We start from the raw sequence: 23620 nt of genomic DNA on the forward strand, positions 1-23620 counted from the left end.
ATCCCGTTCAGCGCGCCCCAGTCCTTGAACCAATCCTCACGCAGGATTGGTTCATAGGGGGCGTCGCCCCAAGCGTCCGTCAGCTTGGGGCTATAGAGACGCTGGCCGCCGGGCAGCGTCTCGCCTTCGGGAAGCTCTGACCCCTGGACAGCAGCCCCTGGACAGCAGGGGTCAGAGCTTCCGCTGGATTGGCCGTGAACAAGTCCGGCCAATAGTCCGCGCGCGAGCCTGTGTGCGGCACGCTCGCGGCGAAGCGCTGCGCGCCGCTGTGCACAGCGCGCAGGCCAAACAACATCGCGTACAGGCTCTTGCCTAGCGCGATGCGGGCGGGCAGACTGACCGGGTTGACGACGCTGCGACCGGCCAGCCGGTGCACATTGCCAGATTCAGGGCAGTCTTGCCCGTCGGCTGCGGACTCACATTCCTTGAGTCCGTCTTCATCCCCGCTGTTCTCCCGCAGCGGGAATATGATATGATTCATGCCGAGCAATTGAATCAGAGCGGATTCATTGAAATCATCCATTGATATCTGATAATGCGGGTGGCGAAAGACCTGCTTATCTATATAGTTCTGCTCATTAATGATAAGCCCAACGGTCAGTAGTGGACTGCTGCGGTCGATCCAAAACCGCTCCCAGAAGGGCTGCATGAAGCGGGAGACATGGAAGTGCGGAAGCAGGTGGAACAGGCTTCGGCCCAATTCACGGCTCTTGGCATATAATAGTAGCTGCGGGTAGGCGTCTTGGAAAATAAGCGCATTGCTGCGCTCAAAAAAACGATAGAAAGACTGTTTTCCCTCTTCGTCGAGTACATTCTGTAATCTGCTCCCCTTCAGGTCAGTCATCCACCAGCCGGCATTGCGCGATACCATATGAGCCAGGAAGGCCCAGTGCACCTCTGGATATTGCTCATAGAACTGCCAATAGGCTTCGGTACGCGTAATATTGCTAATTTCCGCCTTACGGGTCGCGTCGGTGATCTCTTCGGCAAGCTTTAGCTCGGCTTCCGTCCAGGGCTCAGCGATGCCTCCATGTGCAGCTTTACGGCGCAACAAATCTTCAATTTCCGCCTTAACCGCATTAACTGCAGCCTCTTTCCAGTCGAGGGCTATGCGTTCTTCTCTTAATTTACTGGAATTGGTCCACTGAGCAGTCTTGTCTTTAACGACTTCGCTGATCGCTGTAGGTAGACGAAGAATCAATTTTCTTAGACCATCTTTGGACGTGCTGTCAGGATCAGGGGGAATCTGCTGCGTCATGGTTGGACCTCGCTTTCTTCGAAGCATGTTGTCGTGTAGTTGATATAAGTGTGTGTTCAAAAAGGTCGGTTTTCTTATCAAAAGCGGAGTTTTTGAACAGCTTCTATAAGTATGGCCGAAATATTTGACTTCCACACTTCAATTTGGTTGACTAGAGATACATCGATTTGGAGAATACAATACGAGAAAGGAATGAAAGTCAATGAGAAAAGTTACTTCCGCTGAGGAGTTCCAAGTCAGCATTCAATCCAGCAATTTGGTAGTCGCTGTATTTAAAGCGGACTGGTGCGTAGATTGCAAATTTATGGACCCGTTCATGCCTGAAGTAGAACAAAAATATGAAGATCGCTTGACCCTTGTTGAGGTCGATGTGGATCAGGTCGGAGACGTAAGTCAGGAACAGAACATCATGGGCATTCCTAGCTTTGTCGCTTATACCGACGGCAGAGAACTCGTTCGTTTCGTGAATAAACTCCGTAAATCACGTGAGGAAATCGAGGATTTCCTGAATAAAGCGTTGGATGTATATTCCGCTCTCCACAATACTTCGGAGAGACAAGAAAATTAAGGCTTATCTGAACAAGCACGCTGTCCCCAACTCATTTGGCGGGCGGCGTGTTTTATTTTGAATATTTTGTCATGTTCCCCTATGATTGCATGGAGGATATCAGGTATAATGAAGTGGTATGAATTGTGAAAATTCCCTAACACTTTGTTATAGCGGGTGAAAATCATTGAAGACGAAGCATTTAAAATGGCTTAGTTATTTGTCCTGTTTTGTTATGTTCCTCGCTACCTTGGGCGGGAGCGTGGTGACGAAGACGGAGTCGGGACTCGGCTGCGGCAATGAATGGCCGCTTTGTCATGGGAAATTTGTACCGGCCCACACGCTTGCATCGATGATTGAATACTCGCATCGAGCGATAAGCGGAGCCGCCGGGTTACTTGCTGTAGGCGCATTCATCGCTTTTTGGCTATACCGTAAGAACCGTAAAGACCTGCAGCTTTACGCTCTGCTGGCGCTTATTTTTGTGATGGTACAAGCGTTTATGGGGGCGATGGCGGTGATTTATCCTACCTCGTCCGGTGTGATGGCGCTTCATTTTGGCTTCTCACTGATTGCCTTTGCAAGTTCAATCATGTTAGTACTCGGTATACGCACTGAAGAGACAGCCGAGAAGAATTCCGGTCCGCTACCCGCTCAATCCGATGCACTTCCAGTATCGATCGGTTTTCGCAATTTGACCTGGTTTGCCACATTATATACTTATATCGTTGTATACATAGGTGCCTATGTCAGCCATACGGATTCGGCGGGAGGCTGCAGTGGATGGCCGCTGTGCAATAATGAGGTGATTCCAGATTTGACCGGCGGGACAGGCGTCGCTTTTATTCACCGTATCGCAGCTCTACTGCTTCTCGTACTTATTGCGATAGTCGGACATTTGGCGTATTGGAAGCATCCGCATCACAGGGAAATTCGTAAATTAGGCGTTGCTGCAACGGTCCTGATCATCATTCAGGTATTCACAGGTGCGGGGATCGTATTTACTTTGAACAATTTCGAAGTATACTTATTTACTTCACTCGCCCATATTATCGTGCTCGCTTCATTATTCGGGGTGTTATGTTATTTGAGTGTCAGAACGTGGCAGCTCAGCAGACAAAGCTCCAATAAAATTAGCGGCAAACGGATCGATGCATAGTTCGACTGGACCTTTGATAAGGAGATTAATTTGATTTCATGATGTCATTGGAACTTATAAAATATAGTGAGGAACAAAAGTCCACGATCCACTCGCGGGCTTTTCTTCATATTTGTCATTTGTCATGAATCTGTTGTTGGTCGCGGAAGATGGAAGCGCTAGTAGCTGTTATACTGTGAAGTGGAATATTAAATCATTGAAATAATAAAGACAGATATATAGATCCAGCATCCAGGCTGTTCAGGGAGGAATTTGAATTGGGCTGCAAAAATTTGCGTGATTGGATAGATATGCTTCAGAGAGAGAATGAACTGACGATTATCGATGCTCCTGTTGATCCCAACTTGGAATTGGCGGAAATCCACCGCCGGGTCATTGACGATGAAGGACCTGCATTGCTGTTCACGAATGTGAAGGGAACTCCGTTCCCGGTGGCGACCAATCTGTTCGGAACGATCCGCCGCGTCGAGCTGGCGTTCGGACCTCGTCCGGAGCAGCTAGCCAATCAATTAGTCACGATGCTGGACCGCATTATGCCGCCGAATCCGAAGGCGATCTGGAATGAGCGCGGCTTGATTCGGGAAGTGCTGAAGGTAGGACTTAAGAGTGTGCCGAAGAGTAAGGCACCGATTCTTGAAGTATGTAAGCAGGATGCCCCTCTCCGCGAGCTTCCAAAGCTGACAAGCTGGCAGCTTGATGGCGGTCCTTTTGTAACGTTGCCATTAGTCTATACAGAGAATCCGCTCCATCCGAATGAGAACAATCTTGGCATGTACCGGATTCAAATCTATGATGATCAGACAACAGGCGTACACTGGCAAATTCAAAAGGGCGGTGGCTTCCATTACCATGAAGCAGAAAAGATGGGACAAGCTCTACCGGTATCCGTCTTTATTGGCGGCCCGCCAGCGATGATTGCCTCGGCGATTTCTCCGGTGCCTGAGAACTTATCAGAGCTGCTGGTAGCTTCCTTCATTCTGGGAGAGAAGTTGCCGATGGTGGATAACCCGCTTGGCGGACATCGGATTCCAGCGGAGGTTGAATTCGCCATTCAGGGCGTTGTTCCTCCGTTCGAACGCCGTCCGGAAGGACCGTTCGGCGATCACTTCGGTTACTATTCCTTGCAGCATGATTTTCCGGTTCTGCATGTGAAGAACATGTGGCATCGTAAGAATGCGATTTACCCGGCAACGATTGTTGGCAAGCCGCGTCAGGAGGACTATTACTTGGGAGATTTCCTGCAGAAGCTGTTGTCTCCGGCATTTCCACTTGTGATGCCTAAGGTTCATTCCCTGTGGACCTATGCAGAGAGCGGCTTCCATGCGCTATCGTCCGCGGTGGTGCGGGAGAGCTATTCCCGCGAAGCGCTAGTTGCCGGCTTCCGTATTCTTGGCGAAGGCCAATTATCATTAACCAAGTTTCTGATGTTGACGGATCAGAAGCTCGATCTGGCCGACTTCCGTCTACTGTTGAAGACTGTGCTGGAACGCTTCGATCCGCGCAGCGATCTATTCATCATTAACAATACTTCGCATGACACGCTGGACTATACGGGGCATAAGCTGAACCACGGCAGTAAAGCGATTATGATCGGGGTTGGCAAGCCTGTCCGGGAACTGCCGAAGGCTTATGATGAAGGGGATATCGCTGAGATCAGTCAAATTTCTGTCTTCCATGACGGATGTCTTGTCGTATCCGGTACATCCTATGAGGACGAGCCGGAATTAGCCGAACGTGTTCTGGCACGTTTACGGGAACGGGGAACAGCTTGGCCGTTCGTCGTATTGGTTGACGATGCGAAGACAGTAACGTATGATCAGACTTCATTCCTCTGGACCGTATTTACCCGCTTCAATCCAGCGAGCGATATTTATACGGCAAGTGAGGTGCGCCAGCACCATCTTGTCTATAGTCTGCCAATCGTGATTGATGCTCGTATGAAACCTGGATATCCGGATGAATTGTTCCCTCCGGAGGATATTGTAAAATTAGTGGACGAGAGCTGGAAAAGCTATTTTGTATAATCGAGGAATAGAACTTTGTTACTAACCGTGTGTGTTCAAAATGTTCGGTTTTCAGCACCGGAGTTTATGCTTCCGATGTGCGTTTTTTTCAAAACGCTTCAGTTGGATGATGCTAGGGTGCGGACTTTTTGAACAACTTCTAGCAGGAAGCGAGGAATGAATATGCTGCGTAGCTTGCTTGGGGAGCCGCCCAGACAACCGGAGGAGAGACTGGACAAGGCCTATAAGGCGATGAAGGAGACCATTCGTATACTGCGTCATGAAATCGAGCTTAAACATGATCCGACGCATGATTATCGTAAGCTTGAGATTTGGATTTTGGGATTGATCTCATCGCTCAATGAACTGGAGGAGTGCTTATTCGCCTCAAGTCTGTTCCGCAAGAAGGTTACGCATGATTCAGTGGAGGATATGGATCCTGCTGAGCGAGAGGATTATGCTCGATACGTATTTTTCTACAAAGACGGATTTATACGTGTATTTGCGGTTCTGGACAAGTTGGGAACTGTGCTTAACGAGTTGTTCGACATGAAGATGGCTAAGATTAAGCCTCATTTCTCGTTCTTCACGGTGCTGCGTCAGCTTCAGCTCATTCCGAAGCATGCTGAATTGGGTAAAGACTTAAACATCATCAAAAATCAATATCGTGAAGCGCTATCTGAACTTAGACGTCGTCGCAACACGGAGATCCATTACATGAACTCAGAATTGCGCGACGATCTATGGCAACGGCACCAAGCCTTGTTCGGTAAAATCGAGCTAGAGAATCTGGACCTGCATATCCGCGATCTGGAGCAAGGCTATCAAATGGTATGTGAGACGCTTGAAGCGGTATTTGTCTACACAAATCAAAGATGGAAGCAACTGGCCGGGAGATAAAATACGTGGTGTGACGCGAAAAATATGAACTGTGTCAAATTTCCTTTGACAAACTGTGAGAATGTTACTATACTCAGAATAGTTTCAGAAACTTAAATTAATAATTTCATATATATTTTCTTATCTAGAGTGGTGGAGGGAAAGGCCCGATGAAGCCCGGCAACCGATTTATCCGATGTTTGGTATGATACCAATCGATAAATGTCATGGTGCTAATTCCTTCAAAGTCTGTTTGCTTGCAGCGGACAGGGCTTTGGCAGATGAGAAGGCATTGTCTTTACGTAAAGAGAGCCCTTTGAATCTGTGCAGGGGCTCTTTTCTTATATTTACTGGAAGATTCATGATTAACAGTGGTGAGAAGAGCGGTCAACCGCAGTCCATCATTGTAGTAGGGGGCAATTCTATGATTGAACTCAAGCAGCTAACGAAAACATATGGCGACAAAAAGAAGAAGACAACAGCCTTATCCGGGCTTAATCTATCCGTTGGCAAAGGTGAAATATTCGGTGTGATCGGTCATTCCGGCGCAGGGAAGAGTACGCTGATTCGCTGTATCAATCTGCTGGAGCGTCCGACAGAAGGCGAAATTTGGGTCGGCGGTGTGGAGCTAACAAGGCTAAACAAACGGGATTTGCAGGAGAAGCGACGAAAGATCGGCATGATTTTCCAACATTTTAACTTGCTCTCTTCAGCAACGGTGTTCGATAATATTGCATTTCCGCTGACCCTGATTCATACACCGAAGCAAGAAATTGAGAAGAAGGTCAGTGAGCTTCTTGAACTGGTCGGTCTTCAGGAACATCGTAATAAGTATCCATCTCAGTTGTCGGGGGGTCAGAAGCAGCGTGTCGGCATCGCCCGGGCGCTAGCCAGTGATCCAGATGTACTGCTCTGCGATGAGGCGACATCCGCACTTGACCCGCAGACAACGGATTCTATTCTCAAGCTGCTACTTGACATTAACAAGAAATTTGGCTTAACGATTATGCTAATTACCCATGAGATGCATGTCATCCAGAGCATCTGCGACCGTGTTGCTGTTATTCATGCGGGCGGCATCGTCGAAGAGGGGCCGGTTGCAGAAGTATTTCTGAAGCCGAAGCATCCTGTGACGAAGGAATTCATTGATCGCGATGCCCAAGGAGAGGAAGGCTTCAAGTTGGCGGCGGCCTCGCTGACAAGCGGATCCAAGCTGGCAAGAATCACTTTCCTCGGTACGAAGACCTATGAGTCGATTATGTCACAAGTGGTGCGCGAGACTGGCGTGAACTTCGCTATCTTGCAGGGCACGATATCGACGATCAAGGATACGCCATATGGGAAACTGACAGTATCCTTTGAAGGCAGCAATGATGATGTTAATCGTACAATAGCGCTGTTGAGAGAGCGCGAGCTTGATGTGGAGGTGATGGAGTGATGTGGGGTCTTGATTTCTCGAAGATTGATTGGTCGGAGATGGGAACGGCTTCGGTGGATACGCTGCAGATGATGCTGTACTCAACCTTGTTCACGTTAGTTATTGGATTACCGCTGGGGGTGCTGTTATATGTTTCCTCACGTTCCAATTCCACGGTATTGCAATGGGTATACAGAGTCATGTCATTTATCGTTAACATTATCCGTTCGGTACCGTTCATCATTCTGATCGTAGCTCTAATCCCGCTCACCCGGGCCATTGTCGGAGTCTCCTCCGGTGTGCAAGGGACGATTCCTCCACTCGTGATCGCCGCTGCCCCGTTCTTCGCTCGTCTCGTCGAGACAGCGCTGCGCGAAGTGGATCGCGGTGTGATCGAAGCTTCGCAGGCGATGGGGGCAACCCCGTTCCAGGTTATCCGCAAGGTGTTGTTGCCGGAATCATTGCCAGGGCTGCTCGCAGGGATCACGATTACGGTAGTTACCCTCGTCTCTTATACCGCGATGTCAGGAATGATTGGCGGTGGTGGCCTGGGGGACCTGGCTATCAGGTATGGTTACTACCGGTATGAGAAGGAAGTTATGATTGTTTCGGTTATTTTCATGGTTATTTTGGTGCAGGTGCTGCAAATGCTGGGCGACCGGCTGGTCATCTATTTTACGAGGAAATAAGGAATTACTAAATATATAAGCTGTTCTGTCCTTATTCAAATTTAATTATTAGGAGGTCATACTGTATGAAGAAGTGGAGTCTTACCCTGTTAACGCTTGTGTTGGTGTTGGTGGTATCTGCTTGCGGAAGCAACGGAGACAAGGGAGCGAATAATACGGCGGGCAATAGCAGCGCTGCCGGAAGCGAGAATACGCAGACTGATAAGCCTGTGAAGCTGGTCATTGGGGCGACTTCGCCTCATGCGGACATTCTTAAGCATATTGCTCCAGCGCTGAAGGAAGAAGGCATTGAACTTGAAGTCAAGGAATTCTCAGACTACGTACAGCCGAACGTGCAAGTATTCGAGAAGCAGCTGGATGCGAACTATTTCCAACATCAGCCTTATCTTGACGAGCAGAACAAACAGAACAACTTCGACCTGGTATCTGTCGTAGGTGTGCATGTTGAACCATTTGGTGCATATTCGAAGAAAATTAAGTCCAAGGATGAAATTGCAGACGGTGCTACGATCGCAATTCCTAATGATGCAACAAACGGCGGACGCGCGCTGCTCTTGCTCGAGAAGCAAGGTCTGATCAAGCTGAACCCGGATGCTGGAATTACAGCTACTTCCAAAGACATTACTGAAAATCCGAAGAACCTGAAGTTCAAAGAGGTGGATGCAGCAATGCTGCCACGTCAATTGGATGAGGTTGATCTTGCTCTGATCAATACGAACTATGCGCTTAAGGCTGATCTGAATCCAATGACTGACGCTCTGTTCATTGAGGACAAAGATTCTCCTTATACGAACATTCTCGTTTCCCGTCCGGACAACAAGGATTCCGATGTAATCCAGAAGCTGGCCAAGGCGCTGACTTCCGATGATACTAAGAAATTTATCGAGGATACGTATAAAGGCGCACTCGTACCTGTATTTTAATAAATAGTTGAGGAAATGCACTTATTGTACGGAAATTCTCTTCAATTCAGAAAATAGCTGCGTATATGCAGCTATTTTCTATTTTAGGCTTCGATATTAGGATCATCAGTCCAAATAAGTGAGTAAACGCAATTATATGTAGAAATGTGCTCATAAAAGCTGGATTAGTTGTATATTTGCACTTATTTTCTGCTGGTGCGTGGTCCGGGGCATGCTTGGATGCATATGGCCAAAAGTTGAAGAAACAGATTCCAAGGAGTACATAGGGAAGTTTTATGAATTCGATGGATGTAGAATAATTGCAAAAGATACACTTAAATTCGAAAGTAAAGTAACAGTTGCTGTAGTTATTGTATTTTGTACACTTAAAATACCTTCTTTCCGCAGGATATGAGAAAATCACACTTCTAAGTGTATTTTTTGCAATTAAATTTGCATTGTAACGGATAGTCACATTATTAGCTGTACTTTGTGCAATTAATTTAGGGGGAATTGGTGGATTCCCACTCCGTCGGACAAGCCACGCCATGCCATTGATGTGCATACCAAATCCGCTGTAATAAAGTATAAAAAGTAATATAACAGGTTTACAGTACATGAATAGCAGCGGCATCAAATAAAGAAACCAATCCTTAAGCGGACGTTCAAAGTTCGCATGGATTGGTTTTTTTAGCTACACGGCTATATGAGCCTTAAATTTCGTACCACTTGATTTCGTTTGCATCCAGCTGGAGCTCGAAGCTAGAACCATCTCCACGGTAGACGGTGGTCTGCTGCGGCTCATAGGTGTTGTTGACTACGCAGTATTTGCCGTTTTTCACATAAGCATGAACTTCGACATAGTAGTTGTCGCTGAACCAGCGATGCAGCTCATCCTCGCCATGGGCGCTCCACAGAATGGCGCGATACAGCAGCCGGCTGTTCTCGAAGCTGTAAGGAAGGCCGCTGATGTATACTCCACGTCCCTGGCCGAACTCATTTACGGAGAGCTGTACTTCTTTGTCAATATGACGCAGTACGGTCGCTCCTTCGAGGGCGAACACATTTTTCTTGCCCTCGCCAAAATCGATCAGCTTATGTCCGTGGTCATCGATTTTGCAATCGGCAATAATAAAATGGTCATGCTCGGTCCAATTGTATTTATCATAGCCTAGGGTGAAGCCCCGTTCCTGCTCTACACCAAGAATGCTGGTCAGCTGGAAGTATCGTCCATTGGCCTGGTGAGCTGCAGGCTCGCCAACGCCGATGAAGCCGCCGCCTTCATGCACGAATTTCTTAATAGCAGTTGCGATGTCCGGGTCTAGCCACCAGTCGCCGCCGGTATAAGCGGTATCGCCGTCCCCGATGTTGAGAATAACGTCAATCTCCTCGAGGATGGCTGGATTCTGCTTAATATCGTCGAAGCTAATGAATCTAACGTCGAACGGCGCTCCGGAGAGCGTCTCAATAATACCGGCATAGCTGTAGTTAGACTTGTAGTAGAGGGCATGGTGAACCATATGATTGCCCCAGGCTCTCATCTTGCCCCAGCAGTTGAGTACAGCTACCGTCTTCACGCAATAAGGCGTTGTTCCTTGAACATTGTCATACAACGTCCGGAATTCATCGCAGACGCTCTCTACATAATCAACGAATTCAGGGAAATCGAGCGCCAGCTTCAGATAACCGCCATAGCCGATCCGGTCGATAGGCTTGCGGAGAATGGCACGACGGGCCGTTACCCAGTTTACTTTGGCTTCCCGTACCGGGTCTCCGCCTTCATGGAAGGTGTCCGGGAAGAAGTAGGGCAGGAACCGTCCTTCTGTATATTTTACACCAGGAATATCGCTAATCAGGCGCAGGGTCGAGCCGTTGCCCACACTGCCGACAACCGCATCCAGCCCAATCGAGGCGAATTCCTCCATGAACGGCTCAGTGCCGATCCAATGATCGCCGAGGAACATCATCGCTTCCTTGCCGCATTCATGGACAATATCGACCATCTCCTTGGCCAGCTTGGCGACTTCACGCCGCTGGAAGGCCTGGAAGTCACGGAATTCCTTGGAAGGAATTCGATACGTATTGTTGAAATAGCCTTGATCGATGATAAATTCAGGTCGGAATGTATATCCGGCTTCCTGCTCGAATTGCTCAAGAATATATGGGCTGACTGAGGCGGAATAGCCGTACCAGTCTACATATTTTTCTCGTGCCAGCTCATCGAAGATAAGCGTAAATTGATGGAAGAATGTCGTGAATCGGATCACATTGACATAAGGATGCTCCTCTATAAATTTGCGAATACGCTCCATCGTAAATTTATGAGTCTTGGGCTGTCTGACATCAAAAGTGACTTGATGCTCTACATCTTTCCAGTCATTAACAACCGAATTGTACATATGTACCGGATCCCACATGATATACGCGAGGAAGCTTACTGTATAGTCATGGTACGGTACGGCCTTAATCGTCACGCTCTCCGTCGCCGGATCATAGCTCCACTGCACGGTCGGTACAACTTCGCCACTTGTACGGTCTATGACTTCCCACCAGCGGGCAATATCATCCCGATCATTCACCTTGAGCATATCCGGATACAGGCCCTTCATCAGGGAAATGGTCAGTTCAGCGCCTGTGGCTGTATAGAATGGAGTCATCAGATACATCTGCTGGATTTCGTCCGGATTCGCCAGCGCCCATTCATTATCTTTACGAGTCGTATAGTAAGTAGAATAGACTTTGGCATCAATTTTACTGAGTTCAGACGGGAAGTCGGTGCCGTCGCAGTCCCGTATAGCATCGGCGCCCCAGCGCTTCATAATTTCATGGGTTTGCGAGATGACGTCCAGATCTGTTGGAATCGTGACACGGCCTTGTCTGTTAGCCATAGAGAATCCCTCCTATTATTTGTGTTTAAAAAGTCCGACTTTTTAAATAACCTCTATTTATATTGTCGATTGTAGAACCACAGCAGGCCAACCAGCAGGCCAAGCCCGATTAGCATCGTACTTAGCCCGGCGGGACCAATACTCTTCTGGCCGGTGATGACCAGGGTCATGGCGATAATAAAAACGATCAGCATGAGTAAATAACGTAGCATCGTTCTCGGAGAATCGTTCATCATGGCACCTTACCCTTTCAGCCCGCCCATAGTCATGCCTTGGGTGAGCTTTTTTTGTACAAGCATATAGAGGATCAGGGTCGGCAGCATAACCAGCACCAGACCCGCGTACATCTGACCGTATTGGACGGCGGATTTCTGAGCGGCCATCAGGTTCATCAAACCTACAGGCAGCGTTCTTAGCCCCGGTTTGGTCAGCAAAGTCATCGAGATAATATACTCGTTCCAGAACGAGAGGAAGTTGAACAGAATGACGGTAACGATGCTTGGCTTGGCCATTGGCATAATGACCTGAACCATCGTACGGAAATAACCGGCACCATCCACGGAAGCAGCTTCTTCATATTCCTTAGGCAATGTCTTGAAATAGCCCGATAGCAGGTAGATCGTAAAGGGCAGAGCCATTGCGGCATAGACGAGCGCCAGAATGAACAGATTGTTGAGGAGGAAGGGCTGCCCTAGAAGGCTGCGCAGCGATTTATCCCCATTGTTGAGCATCAGAAAGATTGGAACGACGATATAGTTAATGTTGATAAATAAACCAGCCATAAATAGCATGTTCCAGAAGCTGCTGCTTCTGAACTTGTATCTTGCCAGCACATAGGCTGCCGGCAAGGCTATGACGAGCAGCAAGACAAGGGCAATCGCTGTCGTAACCACAGAGTTGAGCATGTAACTGCCCATCTTCGCCTTCTGCCAGGCATCCGCAAAGTTCTGAAGATGGAACCCTTCCGGCAGAGCCCAAGGGCTGCCATAGAATTCAACGTCCTGCTTGATCGAAGCGAGGAAGGCCCAGCCGACAGGGACGATGATGACGACCGCAAGGGCAATCAGCAGAAGGTAAATGAAGAATTTATACAATTTATTGCTGCTATGCTGATGTTCTGAATTCATTTTGTCCCCTCCTTAATATTCCAAATGCTCTCGCTTGGTGACCACATTCAGGATAGCGGCAAGCGCGAACGAGAACAGAAATACGATAACGCCGATGGCCATACCATAGCCATATGAGGAATTCGTGTAAGCTTCCTTGTACATATAGCTGAGGAACACCTCGGTCGCACCGTCCGGTCCGCCGCCCGTCATCGCCATGACGAACAAGAAGCTCATGTTGATCGTACTGATGATGAAAAAGGTCAGCGTCGTGCGGATATTCGTCCAGATCAGCGGAATGGTGATGCTGAAAAATTGATGAATTCGACCGGCCCCTTCGAGATCGGCAGATTCGTACAGGCTCTCGGGAATGTTGGCCATACTCGCCATATACATGACCATGTAGTAGCCGATGGCCTGCCAGATCATGGCACCGCTCAAGCTGTAAATGACGATCTTCTGATCGCCGAGCCAGAGAATCGGGTCTGAGGTGGCACTTCGGAACAAATTCAGGAATGCGTTCAGCAGCCCACTGTTCGGGTCATAAATCGCTGAGAAAATAGCACTGATGACGACGATGGACAGGATATTTGGAATATAAAAGATGATCCGAAAGAAGTTTTGTCCTTTTAATTTCTCGCGCGACAGCATAGATGCAAAGATTAGAGCGAAGGCGAAGGTCACGATGGACACAACGACGATCAACAGAATGCTGTTCTGGAACGATTGATAGAATTTGTCGCTCTGGAACAGCTTTGAGAAATTTTGCATTCCTACAAAGGTTTTGTTATCTGTATAGCCGCCCCATTTATATAGAGACATGCGGAATACATCAATCGTAGGAATAATCAGAAAGATGGTAAAAAGAATGACTGCAGGCGCAAGACAGAAAAATATGAAGCGGCCGCGTCCTTTTCTGTTATTCATGGGTCCAGCTCCCTCCTAAGGTAAAAATAACGGTGGACAGCCTGGGCTGACCACCATCATTTTCAATATGCTTACTTAGCTCATACCGGGCAATTTTTCTATTTCTTCAATGCGCCGCGCAGAGCATCGCTCGCTTTCGTAATGGCTTCAACCCATTGATCCTTCGTCTTGGACTTCGTTACCAAAGAATCCACAGTACCGAATACCGTGTCCGAGATGCTTACGCCTTCAACCGGATCGGTAGTTGCAAATGCGCCCATGGCCGCTTTGGCGCCGGAATCATAAATGCTGTAGAACAGTTTGTTATCGCCTTCCAGCTTGTCGGACATTCCCTTAATCGGCTGAACTGCGCCGACCTTCGCAAAGATGGAGGCTGCTTCATCGGAATACAGATAGGCAATGAACTGCTTGGCCAGATCCGCGTTCTCCGCTTTGGCTGGAACCCAGACCTGCTCAAAGAACGTATAGGAATAGCGATCTCCGCCGTCGGTCAAGGCAGGCAATGCCGTGAAGCCCCATTTGAAGCCATCGGCACGAGGGGCCTTGCTCATTTCACCGACTACCCAGGTACCGTTCGGCATGAACAGCGCTTTGTTATCGAGGATCAGCTGTTGATTTTTCACGAAGTTATCTTTGTTGCCGTTGGCAGGTACGGTCTTTTCGGTGTAACCGGCCAGCTTATCAACTACGTCGAATGCTTTGGCGGCTTCTGGTGTCTGCCAGATCCCTTCTGTGTAATTCATCGCTTGTGTGAAGAATTCTGGTCCGCCAGCTTCATTCAGCAAAGCGTAGAAGAAGGCGTCGAAGTATCCGGTCGTCGGATAGGCGAACAGGGAGATGCCCTCGGCTTTTGCTTTATCGCCCAGCGCCCACATCTCATCCCAGGTTTGCGGTACATCCCAGCCCTTCTGTTCGAATAACGCTGCGTTAAAGAACAGGCCGCATGGGCTATAGAACATAGGCATCAGATAGGTATTGCCGTCTCCATACGGATTGGTGATCGTGGTATCAGTAAAGCCTGGAATCAGTTTGTCACGAACAGCAGCGCTTTCACCAGGGACCGTCATGTAGAGCACATCTGTAAGATCCGTAAGGTTGTTATCCTTCACGAAGGTTTCTGTCAGACCTTTCGGCTGCCCAACTGCCAGATGGATCACGTCGGGGAAATCACCGGATTTCATTCCCGGTCCAATAACGTCTTCGAGATTCTTGTCGATGGTCAGTTCGACCTTGACTTCCGGGTTAACCTTCTCGAAAGCGGTGGCAATTTCATGCCATACATCCGCACCGTAAGCGGTTTCCAAAGCGGCTACTTTTAAAGTACGCTTCTCGCTGCCGGATGCCCCAGAGTTGGCCGAAGCCGGCGCATTCCCTGAATTGGAGCTTGTGCTGCTGTTGTTGCCACCACATGCGGCTAGACTAAATGTAAGTGTTGCCGCGAGTGCAAGGCTAAGAAGCTTTTTCATGTTTACCCCTCCTGAGATTGTCTGTACAACGATTTGTGAAAATTCTGATGTTTCTCGGAGGTCATCTCCTGCAAATGATGGCAGATGACTTCCGGCATATTCAAATTAGCCTATTCGAATCCTTGCTTTCAATGGGTTCAGGCGATGTTATGAGAATCGTCCATGGATATGCAAAAATTATCTATAATCGGAATTCGTGGAGGGGCGGCGTCATTCATAACCCAGGAATAAAAGCTAATTTTGTACATGGATTTTTGCGTTTACGGGGGGCGATCGAATGTTATAGTAGAATGAAAGAGGTATAAGACATAATAGGATCTAGGAGCCGAAGCGCAATGAAGAAAAAAGTCAGCCTATTAGTAATTGTAGCGATAAGTCTCTTCTGTATTATTTATATAAGCAACCATATCATCATTGGCCGTGGGGCCGAGCGGCCTGCGGATGAAGCTGTCTTGAATGGCGATCAGAACAATGCTGCCGGAAAGTTCAAAAATAAGGAATTGAGCATTGCGGTATTCATGGGGGGATATGGCCCCGAATACTGGAAGGAGATCGTCAGCAAATTTGAGGCAGCCTATCCTGGGGTCAAGGTCGATATGACGATTAGTCCAAGAATTGGCGATGTTGTCCGGCCTCAGCTCGTTGCAGGCAATCCGCCGGATCTGTTGGCTGTGGCCGATACAGAGCAGAGTGGATTAATTACTTCACTGGTGAAAGAGAAGGGTCTGCTCGATCTGACGGATGTGTTCGAGAGCAAGGCGCTCGATAAAGATATGAAGCTGAAGGACATGGTTCTGCCAGGCATGCTGGAGAGCACAAGGTTCTCACCTTATCAGGATGGCAAAATATATATGGCTCCGTTCAATGCAGGGCCTATGGGTCTTATCTACAATAAGAATCTGTTCCGGGAGAAGGGCTGGAAGCTGCCGGAAACCTGGGACGAGTTCTTCGAGCTGGGGAAGGAATTGGAGAAAGAGGAGAACTATCTGACCGATGCGAATGGCCATAAGATCAAGAGGGCTCTATTTACTTATCAGGGGATTTATCCAGATTACCTGGAGGAGATCATGTATCCTTCTCTAGCGAATGCGGTGGGAATCGATCAATTGAAGAAGATTTTCTCCTATGAGCCGGGTTCGTTCAAGACGGATGAGGTGAAGAAGGTACTAGATACCTTCGCGAAGATTGGCATCGAAGGCTATTTAATGGATGGCACGGTGAATTTGAACCATACCCAATCCCAGACCGATATGATGCAGGGCAAGGCTATTTTTATCGTCAATGGGAACTGGATGGAGAATGAAATGAAGGATTCGCCGCGGGAAGAGGGTTTTGAATTCGGTATGATTCCAGTTCCGGTCTTCCACAAGGATGACGAGCGCTATATTCTGTCCAGCTATGAGCAATTCTCGATCCCCCTTCGGGCCAAAAATCCGGAGCTGGCCAAGGAATTTCTCAAGTTCCTGTATACCGACGAATCGATCAAATTGTTTGCGCAGAAATCCAATGGCGCCTTTGCTCTGAAGGGGGCGCAGGAGCTCTCGAAGCCCTACCTAACGCCAGGCGTGTACGAGATGTTCAGCGCTTATGAAGGTGCAACGACGATCTTTCAAGATTGGAAGGCGCTGCCGAAGGGATCGAAGATCGATATTAAGAATGTTCTATTCAGACAGTCCATGACGCCGATTATGACGGGGAAGATGACGACTGAACAATGGATGGAGCGGGTGGAGCATGTCTTCGCACAGATTCAGACCGAGATGCGCACACCCGCAAAATAAATCCTACCTCGCTTGCTTATTCTGGCCATTATATTTCGAAGGAGAAACGCCGAACTGCTTCTTAAATAGTCGGTTGAAGTAGAATTGATCGCTGATGCCTACGAGGGCCGCTACTTCCTTCATATAAGTATGTCCACCTGCAATCAAAGCAGCGGCCTTATTCATTTTCACAGTATTAATATAACTGATCGGGCTCATACCGACCTGTTCTTTGAAGACACGGCATAGGTAGTTCTCACTGAAATTCACGTACGTAGAGATCATTTCCAACGTGATCTTGTCCTGGTAATGGGCTTCGACATAATCCATAACATCCAGCACGACTTTCTTCAGGGCAGGTGAATCGGAGACGTCATTCACCAGACTGAGATACTCGAAGGCCAATGCCGCCGTATTCAATAAGGAAGCTGTATCTTTGCATTGCAGCAGCGCTTTCTTATGACGCTCATATTCCTCTTCATGATCGATTCGTACTTTGTCCTCACATAACGGAATATACTCGAGGCATTTCAGCATAAAGGCTTTGACGGCAATAGGGTGGATGCAGCTCTGTTTGCACTGCTCGATAAAATCCTCCAGCATAGCTGGAATGGTCCCTCGCCCCAGCTCTTGCCAGTCGCGCAGAAGGGAGTTTGAATAGTCCACGTAATTGGCATGCTCCACTTCCTGTACAAACCTGATATCCTGCTCATAGATTACGGAAGAATGCTCATAGAAGTTCACATTCAAGGCATCCTTGCAGGCCCAATATGCTTTCCTCGCCTCCCCATACCCTTTGATCTCATGGGAATAGACGATAAGCGGCTCCACAGAGATGTACATCTGGATTAATTTCCGTATTTTATTGATGAAGCTTACCGGATCACCCTTGTGTTTCTCCAACTGCTTCCTGGAGATCATGGCTGCGATGCTACCCATGCCAACCTGAAATAGTTCGACGTCGGTGGCGTCATCGATGAGGTCGAGAATCGTATTCTCAATGAAGGCTAGGGAAAGGTCGGATTTCTCATTATGGCCCGCAGACTTGTCCAGGTCGAACGTAATATAGAACAGATAGCACGGGGTATCCGTCATATTCAGCTTGATTTGCTTGTCCTGTACGAAATGCTCCAGCTCATAGTCTGTGTCATGAAAATAGTCCTTCAAAATAGAATTCTTCACACTTTTGAGGCTGTTCTGCATCATTTGTCTCATATCCTGCTCCTGCAGAGTTTGCTGCTGTTCCTCGAGCAGCTTGGCCGTTTTGTGAAGCTGGGCAATCAGATCATCGGTCTTGATACTGATCTTGAGCATATAGTCGACGGCACCTAGAAGCAGTGCTTCGCGCACAAGCTCGTAATCGCCAAAGTTGCTGGCGACGATCACCTTGCCGGGATAGTTCAGGTTGTTCAATTCTCGGATTAATTGCAGACCGTCCATATTTGGCATTTTCAGATCGGTAATGATGATGTCAGGGTGTAATTTCTCAATTAATGCTAACGCCTCTGCTCCGTCTGAAGCGGTTCCACAGATCGGGAAGCCTAACGCTTCCCAGGCAATCATCGTTCTCAGCGCGATTTTTACGATAGGTTCGTCATCAACTAGCAGTACATTATACATTGAGATTACCTCCTCTTCTAAGGTGTCTTATGCGTAGGTATGATTATTTTACAGCAGGTGCCTTCACCGATTACACTGGTGATGAAGAGCCCGTAGTTTTCCCCGTAATAGAGCTTGATTCGTTCATCTACATTGGTAATTCCGATCCCAGACAGCTTCTTGTTATTCGCCGCCGTATCCGGGTCCTGGACTACGCTTGTATCGAAGCCTTTACCATTGTCGATAATCTCGATACAGATAAGATCATCCTTCTGCTGGACTTTGATCTTAATCTCAATGGCTTTGCTGTGCTCTGACAGTCCGTGGATAATCGCATTCTCGGCGACCGGTTGCAGAATGAATTTCGGGATTAGACAATCAAGCAGTTCCTCATCGATGTCATATTCAACCTGGAAGCTATCGGCGTAGCGAATTTTCTGTATTTCAAAATAGTTGCTTAAGTTCTCAATTTCCTGGCGGATTGTAATTTGCTCGTCACGGTCCAGGATCGTGCTGCGCAGCAGCTCTGATAAGGAACTGATTCCGTTGCTCAGCACAGGAACATGATTAATGATGGCCAGCCAGCGCAGCGTATTTAGCGTATTGAACAGGAAGTGGGGATTGATCTGTGATTGCAGCATCTGAAGCTCCAATTCCCGCTTGCGTTTCTGGTCCAATCGCTGGTTATGCATCAAGTGCTCAATTTCATCTACCATCATATTGATTTTGTAGGAGAGAATCCCCATCTCGTCCTCCTGATCATCCTTAATACGATTAGAGAAGTTACCGGTCGATATTTGATTGCAGAAGCTGATAATCTTCTTGATCGGTTTGACAATGCTGCTGCTCATAAAAGAGATAATAATGATGCAGGTTATGGCCATCAGGATCATAATTATTGTCATGCTGACCGTTATTTTGCTCGTCTCCGAATTGATATAGGAGAAGGGCATCATGGAGATAAGATACCAGCCGATTTGTTCATTGTATATATAGGAGACCTGCTGCCCCGCATTGTTTACCTGCAATGAGAAGGAATTGATGTCCTTCTGTTGATGTTCTTTAATTTGTTGGAAGAGGTCCGGATCGGCATAAGGCCCGCCCAGAGGAATCTCTTCGTCATTGGCCGACAGCACGCTTCCGTCGCGACCCATAATCATCAGTTTGGAACCGGTTCCAAGATTGACGCTGGATAGAATATTCCTGGAGAACAAATCTCCGCTAATAAAGATAAAAGCGTAACCGATAGGAACTGTACTGTCGTCTATAGCATGAATTTTACGCCCGAGTACAACAGTATCCAAGGAACGGATCGTCTTGACATAGGTAAGGCCGTCATAGGGGGCGTTTGCATCCACGTCATGCATCGCTTTCTCGAGAGAGTGATTATCAACCGTCTCGAAGCCCAATTCATAGAATAGACGATGGTTCGCGTCGAATATGCTTACGTTGACAACATGAGATGGAAATATGGTCCGAAATATAGCGTCCATGGCATCCTCTTTGGCCGTTTCATTGATGGGCTGATGTTCTAATCCCTTGGACAGGCTCTCCTGTACGAAATTGTTGGTTGAGATGGAGCCGCATAGATATTGATAGTTCTGCAGCTCGGCCAGCAGATTTTTGTTGACCAGGGTCAGTGCCTGATAGGTTGATTTGCTGAGCTTATCATTGATCGATTCCGAATAGAGCTGATAGGAATAGTATCCTAGGAACAGGATCGGAAGGATGGATACGACTAAGAAGGTACCAATTAATCGATGCTGGATTTTAAATTGACGTAACATAGAATTGCCCCTTCAATTTGTTAAACATATTTTATCATAGCTTTGCAGCCTCACCAGTAATTCAGTGTACTTTTGCTGCGAGTAGATAGAATAATCCATAAAGTAAATAAAATAGTCTATTTTAATTGGAAATTAAATGGAAGGTTTGATTGTTATGGATGAATACGTTTGAGGGAATGCTTCAAATCTCTTATACTTAATAAAAAGGGATTAAGTGTGTGTTCAAAAAGTCTGTTCAAGATTCGATGTAAAGATCACTGCCTGATTGACATCGTGATCAAAAGTAGAGTTTTTGAATACCCTCTTGAAGAAGGAGAAGGACAAAAAATGCGAAAAGTCGCCCTTATTACCGGAAGTGCCAAAGGTCTTGGGAAGAAGACGGCGTTGATGCTGGCGGAGCGGGGATGCGATATTGCGATTAATTATGTACATAGCGAACGGGAAGCACAGCTTCTGCAGGGTGAGATCGAAGGGCTGGGTGTTCGTGCGATTGCGGTGAAGACGGATATCTCTCGTAGGGAACAGCTTGAAGGCTTGGTGCAGCAGGTGAATGATCGGCTGGGGACGGTGGATATTCTAGTGAACAATGCAGGTCCGTTCATTCGTGAGCGGCGCATGTTCGCTGACTATGATCAGACGGATATCTTGGCGATGATCGACGGGAATCTGGTCGGAACGATGCTGCTGGATCATCTGGTCTTACCCGGAATGCGGCAGAAGGGCTGGGGGCGGATCATTCATTTTGGCTTCGGTCATGCTGCTGAGTCGCGTGCTTGGCCGCATCGAGCTGTATATGCCGCTGCCAAGACGGGGCTTGTCTCCTTCACCAAGACGCTTGCCGTTGAGGAGGCATCGTTCGGCATCACCGTCAATATGGTGTGCCCCGGAGACATTCGCGGCGGCAACAAAGAGATCTCCATACAGGAGGCCCGCGAGCTGTCTGATGGGGAGACTCCATTAGGCCGGCCTGGCAGCGGGGAGGATATCGCCCGCGTTATCACCTTCTTATGCCATCCAGATTCGGACTTTATTACGGGGAATGTGATGGATATATCCGGGGGACTAGACCCGATCCGGCCTTGGATCAAACGCTCCTAAGATTGATAATATAGAAAAAACCTGGCCCTTTCGGTATATCCGAAGGGGCCAGGTTCATGATACAGCATAAATGCTGGATTCAATTCCACGGTGCTATATCATTAGAATACTTGTACAACCTCTTGAACGCCTTCTACTTCTTCGAACAATGCACGTTCGATCCCGGCTTTCAGGGTGATCGTCGAACTTGGGCAGCTCCCGCAAGCACCCATCAACTTCAATTTGACGATGCCGTCTTCAACGTCGACCAGTTCTACGTCACCGCCATCACGTTGCAGGAATGGACGAAGTTTGTCCAGAACTTCTAATACTTCGTCATATAATTTATCTTGTACGTTTTCACTCATTGTCTTCAGCTCCTTTCGCATCTTATTATAGTACAAATAGCTTCAAATTTAAATGCTTATAGAGTTTATTAAAAATTGATTGTGACCAAGCATGGATATATGGAGGAGATTCGTGTGCGAGCCATTGTTGAGTATTGTACCCACAATACAGCCCATGGTACCGAGGAAATTATAGATAAATTAAGGCAGCTCCCCGATTGTGAAGTATACGAGTATGGATGCCTGACGAGCTGTGGGTTGTGCTATCTCTCGCCATATGCACTCGTAAATGGAGAGAGCGCCTGGGGCGAGACTGCAGAAGCTCTATATAACCAAATTATGATCAAGATCCAGGAAATCAGACTGATTGAGGATTAGCAGATTTTGATTGGATGGAGGAGAAATAAAAATAGCCGGAGGATGGGGGAGCCCAATCTCCGGCTGTAAATTTAAAAAGCTCAGCTTATTCGTGAACTTCGATCTCGTTGTAGAAGGTGTCCCGTTCTACTGGAATTCTGCCGGCGCCTTTGATCAGCCAGATTAATTCCTTGCGGGTCAGCCCCTCAGGTGTATTGGCTCCAGCTGCATGGCTAATCCGTTCTCTAACCAGCGTTCCATGCACATCGGATGCTCCAAAGGCCAGCGCCATTTGTGTGAGCTGTACGCCGATGTTGATGAAGTACGCCTTGATATGCTGAATATTGTCCAGCATCAGGCGGCTGATCGCGATCGTCTTCAGATCCTCGAAGGCGGAGTTGCGGCGCATAATCCCCGCATTTTTGTTGCGTGGCTGCATAGACAATGGAATAAATACCATGAAGCCTCCAGTCTCATCCTGAAGCTCGCGAATCTGCGTCATATGGCGTACGCGGTCTTCATGGCTTTCGATTGCTCCGTACAGCATTGTGGTATGTGTCTTCATCCCCAATTGATGGGCTGTACGATGGACATCCAGATATTGGTCGACATTTGCTTTTTCGACCTTCATCTTCTGACGATATTGATCAGAGAGAATCTCCGCTCCGCCGCCAGTCAGCGATTTAAGGCCAGCTTGCTGTAGCGCCATCAATACTTCTTTCGTGCTCATCCCGCTAATACGGGTGAAGAACTCGATTTCCGCTGCGGTGTAGGCTTTGATCGTTACTTCAGGATAGTGCTCATGCAGTGCCTTCAACGAGTCGACATAATATTGGAACGGTACATGTTGATTATGCCCGCCAGTAATATGGAACTCGCGCACGCCCGGATGAATATGTTGTTCGACGTATGCGATCATCTCTTCACCGGACAAAGTATACGCGCCATCTTCTCCTTCATCGCGTCGGAAGTTGCAGAATGCGCAGTGCGATTCACAGACATTAGTAAAGTACAAAGTCATGTTCTCGATAAAATAAACCTTCTTGCCATTCTTTCTTAAATTGACCTCATTGGCCAGTTGGCCGATGGTCAGAATATCGTCGCTCTCATACAGGTATACCCCGTCCTCAAGCGTCAGTCGCTCACCGTTTCTTACTTTATTAACGATTTCAAGCATTCTTTGATCGGTTGTCTCAATCACTGTTGGAATCATATGTCTACCTCCGTTTCTTCTTTGGATCTGAACTGTGAAAAATTGAACGAAATAGCCGATGCGCAGCTCGGCTTATATGGATGCAATTTTCATCATATCCCGTAAACCCTCATAAAGAGGTAGTTTAAAAAGTCCCCCTTTGATCACGAAGCAAATCATGAAGCTTTTCGACATCGAATCTTGAATTCAGCCGGGCCTTCCGGTGCTCACGTACCCACTACGTACACTCCGCTCCTCAG

20 protein-coding genes and 1 riboswitch are annotated in these 23620 nt (G+C 47.7%); of the genes, 10 read left to right on the forward strand and 10 right to left on the reverse strand.

The window, feature by feature from the left end; translation table 11 throughout:
• Positions 1–79 precede the first annotated feature (79 nt).
• Positions 80–1258 (reverse strand): DUF2515 family protein, encoded by a 1179-nt coding sequence (locus ABD014_RS14565; RefSeq protein ID WP_343862284.1) that lies wholly within the window; start codon positions 1256–1258, stop codon positions 80–82.
• Between the two features lie 202 nt (positions 1259–1460).
• Between ABD014_RS14565 and ABD014_RS14570 the strand changes: the two genes are divergently transcribed.
• The 7 genes from ABD014_RS14570 (at position 1461) to ABD014_RS14600 (ending at position 8875) form a co-directional block, all read left to right on the forward strand.
• Entirely contained in the window at positions 1461–1826 is a 366-nt protein-coding gene (locus tag ABD014_RS14570; RefSeq protein ID WP_343862286.1) for a thioredoxin family protein, read from the forward strand.
• Between the two features lie 166 nt (positions 1827–1992).
• Complete coding sequence (locus ABD014_RS14575) at positions 1993–2964, forward strand: COX15/CtaA family protein (protein ID WP_343862288.1); 972 nt, start codon at positions 1993–1995, stop codon at positions 2962–2964.
• 257 nt (positions 2965–3221) lie between these two features.
• Positions 3222–4988: a UbiD family decarboxylase gene (locus ABD014_RS14580; RefSeq protein ID WP_343862291.1), complete on the forward strand. Its 1767-nt coding sequence runs from the start codon at positions 3222–3224 to the stop codon at positions 4986–4988.
• A 162-nt stretch (positions 4989–5150) separates the two neighbouring features.
• Positions 5151–5867 (forward strand): Cthe_2314 family HEPN domain-containing protein, encoded by a 717-nt coding sequence (locus ABD014_RS14585; protein WP_343862353.1) that lies wholly within the window; start codon positions 5151–5153, stop codon positions 5865–5867.
• Between the two features lie 117 nt (positions 5868–5984).
• Positions 5985–6134, forward strand: a riboswitch (SAM riboswitch).
• Between the two features lie 136 nt (positions 6135–6270).
• Positions 6271–7284: a methionine ABC transporter ATP-binding protein gene (locus tag ABD014_RS14590; RefSeq protein WP_127002485.1), complete on the forward strand. Its 1014-nt coding sequence runs from the start codon at positions 6271–6273 to the stop codon at positions 7282–7284.
• Positions 7284–7952, forward strand: a complete 669-nt coding sequence (locus ABD014_RS14595; protein ID WP_343862355.1) for a methionine ABC transporter permease — start codon at positions 7284–7286, stop codon at positions 7950–7952. Before ABD014_RS14590 ends, ABD014_RS14595 begins: the two co-directional genes overlap by 1 nt.
• Before the next feature lie 65 nt (positions 7953–8017).
• Positions 8018–8875 carry a MetQ/NlpA family ABC transporter substrate-binding protein gene (locus tag ABD014_RS14600; RefSeq protein ID WP_343862294.1) on the forward strand — a complete coding sequence of 286 codons (858 nt, stop codon included), beginning with the start codon at positions 8018–8020 and terminating at the stop codon, positions 8873–8875.
• 692 nt (positions 8876–9567) lie between these two features.
• Here the strand turns inward: ABD014_RS14600 and gnpA are convergent.
• The 5 genes from gnpA to ABD014_RS14625 form a co-directional block, all read right to left on the reverse strand.
• Positions 9568–11742, reverse strand: a complete 2175-nt coding sequence (gnpA, locus tag ABD014_RS14605) for a 1,3-beta-galactosyl-N-acetylhexosamine phosphorylase (protein ID WP_343862296.1) — start codon at positions 11740–11742, stop codon at positions 9568–9570.
• A 53-nt stretch (positions 11743–11795) separates the two neighbouring features.
• A complete protein-coding gene (locus ABD014_RS14610; protein ID WP_127002479.1) occupies positions 11796–11978 on the reverse strand; it encodes a DUF6903 family protein in 183 nt (60 codons plus the stop codon).
• A gap of 6 nt (positions 11979–11984) precedes the next feature.
• A complete protein-coding gene (locus ABD014_RS14615) occupies positions 11985–12869 on the reverse strand; it encodes a carbohydrate ABC transporter permease (protein ID WP_343862298.1) in 885 nt (294 codons plus the stop codon).
• Positions 12870–12881: 12 nt separating this feature from the next.
• Positions 12882–13775 (reverse strand): carbohydrate ABC transporter permease, encoded by an 894-nt coding sequence (locus tag ABD014_RS14620; RefSeq protein WP_343862300.1) that lies wholly within the window; start codon positions 13773–13775, stop codon positions 12882–12884.
• 98 nt (positions 13776–13873) lie between these two features.
• A complete protein-coding gene (locus tag ABD014_RS14625) occupies positions 13874–15241 on the reverse strand; it encodes a carbohydrate ABC transporter substrate-binding protein (RefSeq protein ID WP_343862302.1) in 1368 nt (455 codons plus the stop codon).
• Positions 15242–15576: 335 nt separating this feature from the next.
• On the opposite strand from ABD014_RS14625, the gene ABD014_RS14630 reads away from it, so the two are divergent.
• Entirely contained in the window at positions 15577–17022 is a 1446-nt protein-coding gene (locus tag ABD014_RS14630) for a carbohydrate ABC transporter substrate-binding protein (RefSeq protein ID WP_343862304.1), read from the forward strand.
• 3 nt (positions 17023–17025) lie between these two features.
• Here ABD014_RS14630 and ABD014_RS14635 read toward each other — a convergent pair whose 3' ends face one another.
• The gene (locus ABD014_RS14635) at positions 17026–18621 is read right to left on the reverse strand and encodes a response regulator (protein WP_343862306.1); all 1596 of its coding nucleotides are present in this window, start codon (positions 18619–18621) and stop codon (positions 17026–17028) included.
• Positions 18622–18638: 17 nt separating this feature from the next.
• Positions 18639–20387 (reverse strand): sensor histidine kinase, encoded by a 1749-nt coding sequence (locus ABD014_RS14640; protein ID WP_343862308.1) that lies wholly within the window; start codon positions 20385–20387, stop codon positions 18639–18641.
• A gap of 327 nt (positions 20388–20714) precedes the next feature.
• Between ABD014_RS14640 and ABD014_RS14645 the strand changes: the two genes are divergently transcribed.
• Positions 20715–21485, forward strand: coding sequence for an SDR family oxidoreductase (locus tag ABD014_RS14645; protein ID WP_343862310.1), 771 nt, complete (start codon positions 20715–20717; stop codon positions 21483–21485).
• A gap of 101 nt (positions 21486–21586) precedes the next feature.
• On the opposite strand, the gene ABD014_RS14650 is transcribed toward ABD014_RS14645, so the two are convergent.
• Complete coding sequence (locus ABD014_RS14650; protein ID WP_114496928.1) at positions 21587–21832, reverse strand: NifU family protein; 246 nt, start codon at positions 21830–21832, stop codon at positions 21587–21589.
• A gap of 114 nt (positions 21833–21946) precedes the next feature.
• Here ABD014_RS14650 and ABD014_RS14655 point away from each other — a divergent pair, with 114 nt between their 5' ends.
• On the forward strand, positions 21947–22189 hold the full coding sequence (locus ABD014_RS14655) for a YuzB family protein (RefSeq protein WP_343862319.1): 243 nt from the start codon (positions 21947–21949) through the stop codon (positions 22187–22189).
• A gap of 85 nt (positions 22190–22274) precedes the next feature.
• Here the strand turns inward: ABD014_RS14655 and mqnE are convergent, their stop codons facing one another.
• Positions 22275–23381 carry an aminofutalosine synthase MqnE gene (gene mqnE / locus ABD014_RS14660; RefSeq protein WP_343862321.1) on the reverse strand — a complete coding sequence of 369 codons (1107 nt, stop codon included), beginning with the start codon at positions 23379–23381 and terminating at the stop codon, positions 22275–22277.
• Between the last annotated feature and the right edge of the window lie 239 nt (positions 23382–23620).

The sequence above is a fragment of the Paenibacillus motobuensis genome, assembly GCF_039521865.1.
GTDB classification, from domain to species: domain Bacteria; phylum Bacillota; class Bacilli; order Paenibacillales; family Paenibacillaceae; genus Fontibacillus; species Fontibacillus motobuensis.

Bases quoted from the DNA above. Each gene is read 5' to 3' on its own strand.
- ABD014_RS14650 (WP_114496928.1), bottom strand. From the start codon at position 21,832: ATGAGTGAAAACGTACAAGATAAATTATATGACGAAGTATTAGAAGTT.
- ABD014_RS14595 (WP_343862355.1), top strand. From the start codon at position 7,284: ATGTGGGGTCTTGATTTCTCGAAGATTGATTGGTCGGAGATGGGAACG.
- ABD014_RS14630 (WP_343862304.1), top strand. From the start codon at position 15,577: ATGAAGAAAAAAGTCAGCCTATTAGTAATTGTAGCGATAAGTCTCTTC.
- ABD014_RS14570 (WP_343862286.1), top strand. From the start codon at position 1,461: ATGAGAAAAGTTACTTCCGCTGAGGAGTTCCAAGTCAGCATTCAATCC.
- ABD014_RS14600 (WP_343862294.1), top strand. From the start codon at position 8,018: ATGAAGAAGTGGAGTCTTACCCTGTTAACGCTTGTGTTGGTGTTGGTG.
- ABD014_RS14625 (WP_343862302.1), bottom strand. From the start codon at position 15,241: ATGAAAAAGCTTCTTAGCCTTGCACTCGCGGCAACACTTACATTTAGT.
- ABD014_RS14590 (WP_127002485.1), top strand. From the start codon at position 6,271: ATGATTGAACTCAAGCAGCTAACGAAAACATATGGCGACAAAAAGAAG.
- ABD014_RS14610 (WP_127002479.1), bottom strand. From the start codon at position 11,978: ATGATGAACGATTCTCCGAGAACGATGCTACGTTATTTACTCATGCTG.
- ABD014_RS14585 (WP_343862353.1), top strand. From the start codon at position 5,151: ATGCTGCGTAGCTTGCTTGGGGAGCCGCCCAGACAACCGGAGGAGAGA.
- mqnE (WP_343862321.1), bottom strand. From the start codon at position 23,381: ATGATTCCAACAGTGATTGAGACAACCGATCAAAGAATGCTTGAAATC.
- ABD014_RS14620 (WP_343862300.1), bottom strand. From the start codon at position 13,775: ATGAATAACAGAAAAGGACGCGGCCGCTTCATATTTTTCTGTCTTGCG.
- ABD014_RS14565 (WP_343862284.1), bottom strand. From the start codon at position 1,258: ATGACGCAGCAGATTCCCCCTGATCCTGACAGCACGTCCAAAGATGGT.
- ABD014_RS14615 (WP_343862298.1), bottom strand. From the start codon at position 12,869: ATGAATTCAGAACATCAGCATAGCAGCAATAAATTGTATAAATTCTTC.
- ABD014_RS14645 (WP_343862310.1), top strand. From the start codon at position 20,715: ATGCGAAAAGTCGCCCTTATTACCGGAAGTGCCAAAGGTCTTGGGAAG.
- ABD014_RS14635 (WP_343862306.1), bottom strand. From the start codon at position 18,621: ATGTATAATGTACTGCTAGTTGATGACGAACCTATCGTAAAAATCGCG.
- ABD014_RS14640 (WP_343862308.1), bottom strand. From the start codon at position 20,387: ATGTTACGTCAATTTAAAATCCAGCATCGATTAATTGGTACCTTCTTA.
- gnpA (WP_343862296.1), bottom strand. From the start codon at position 11,742: ATGGCTAACAGACAAGGCCGTGTCACGATTCCAACAGATCTGGACGTC.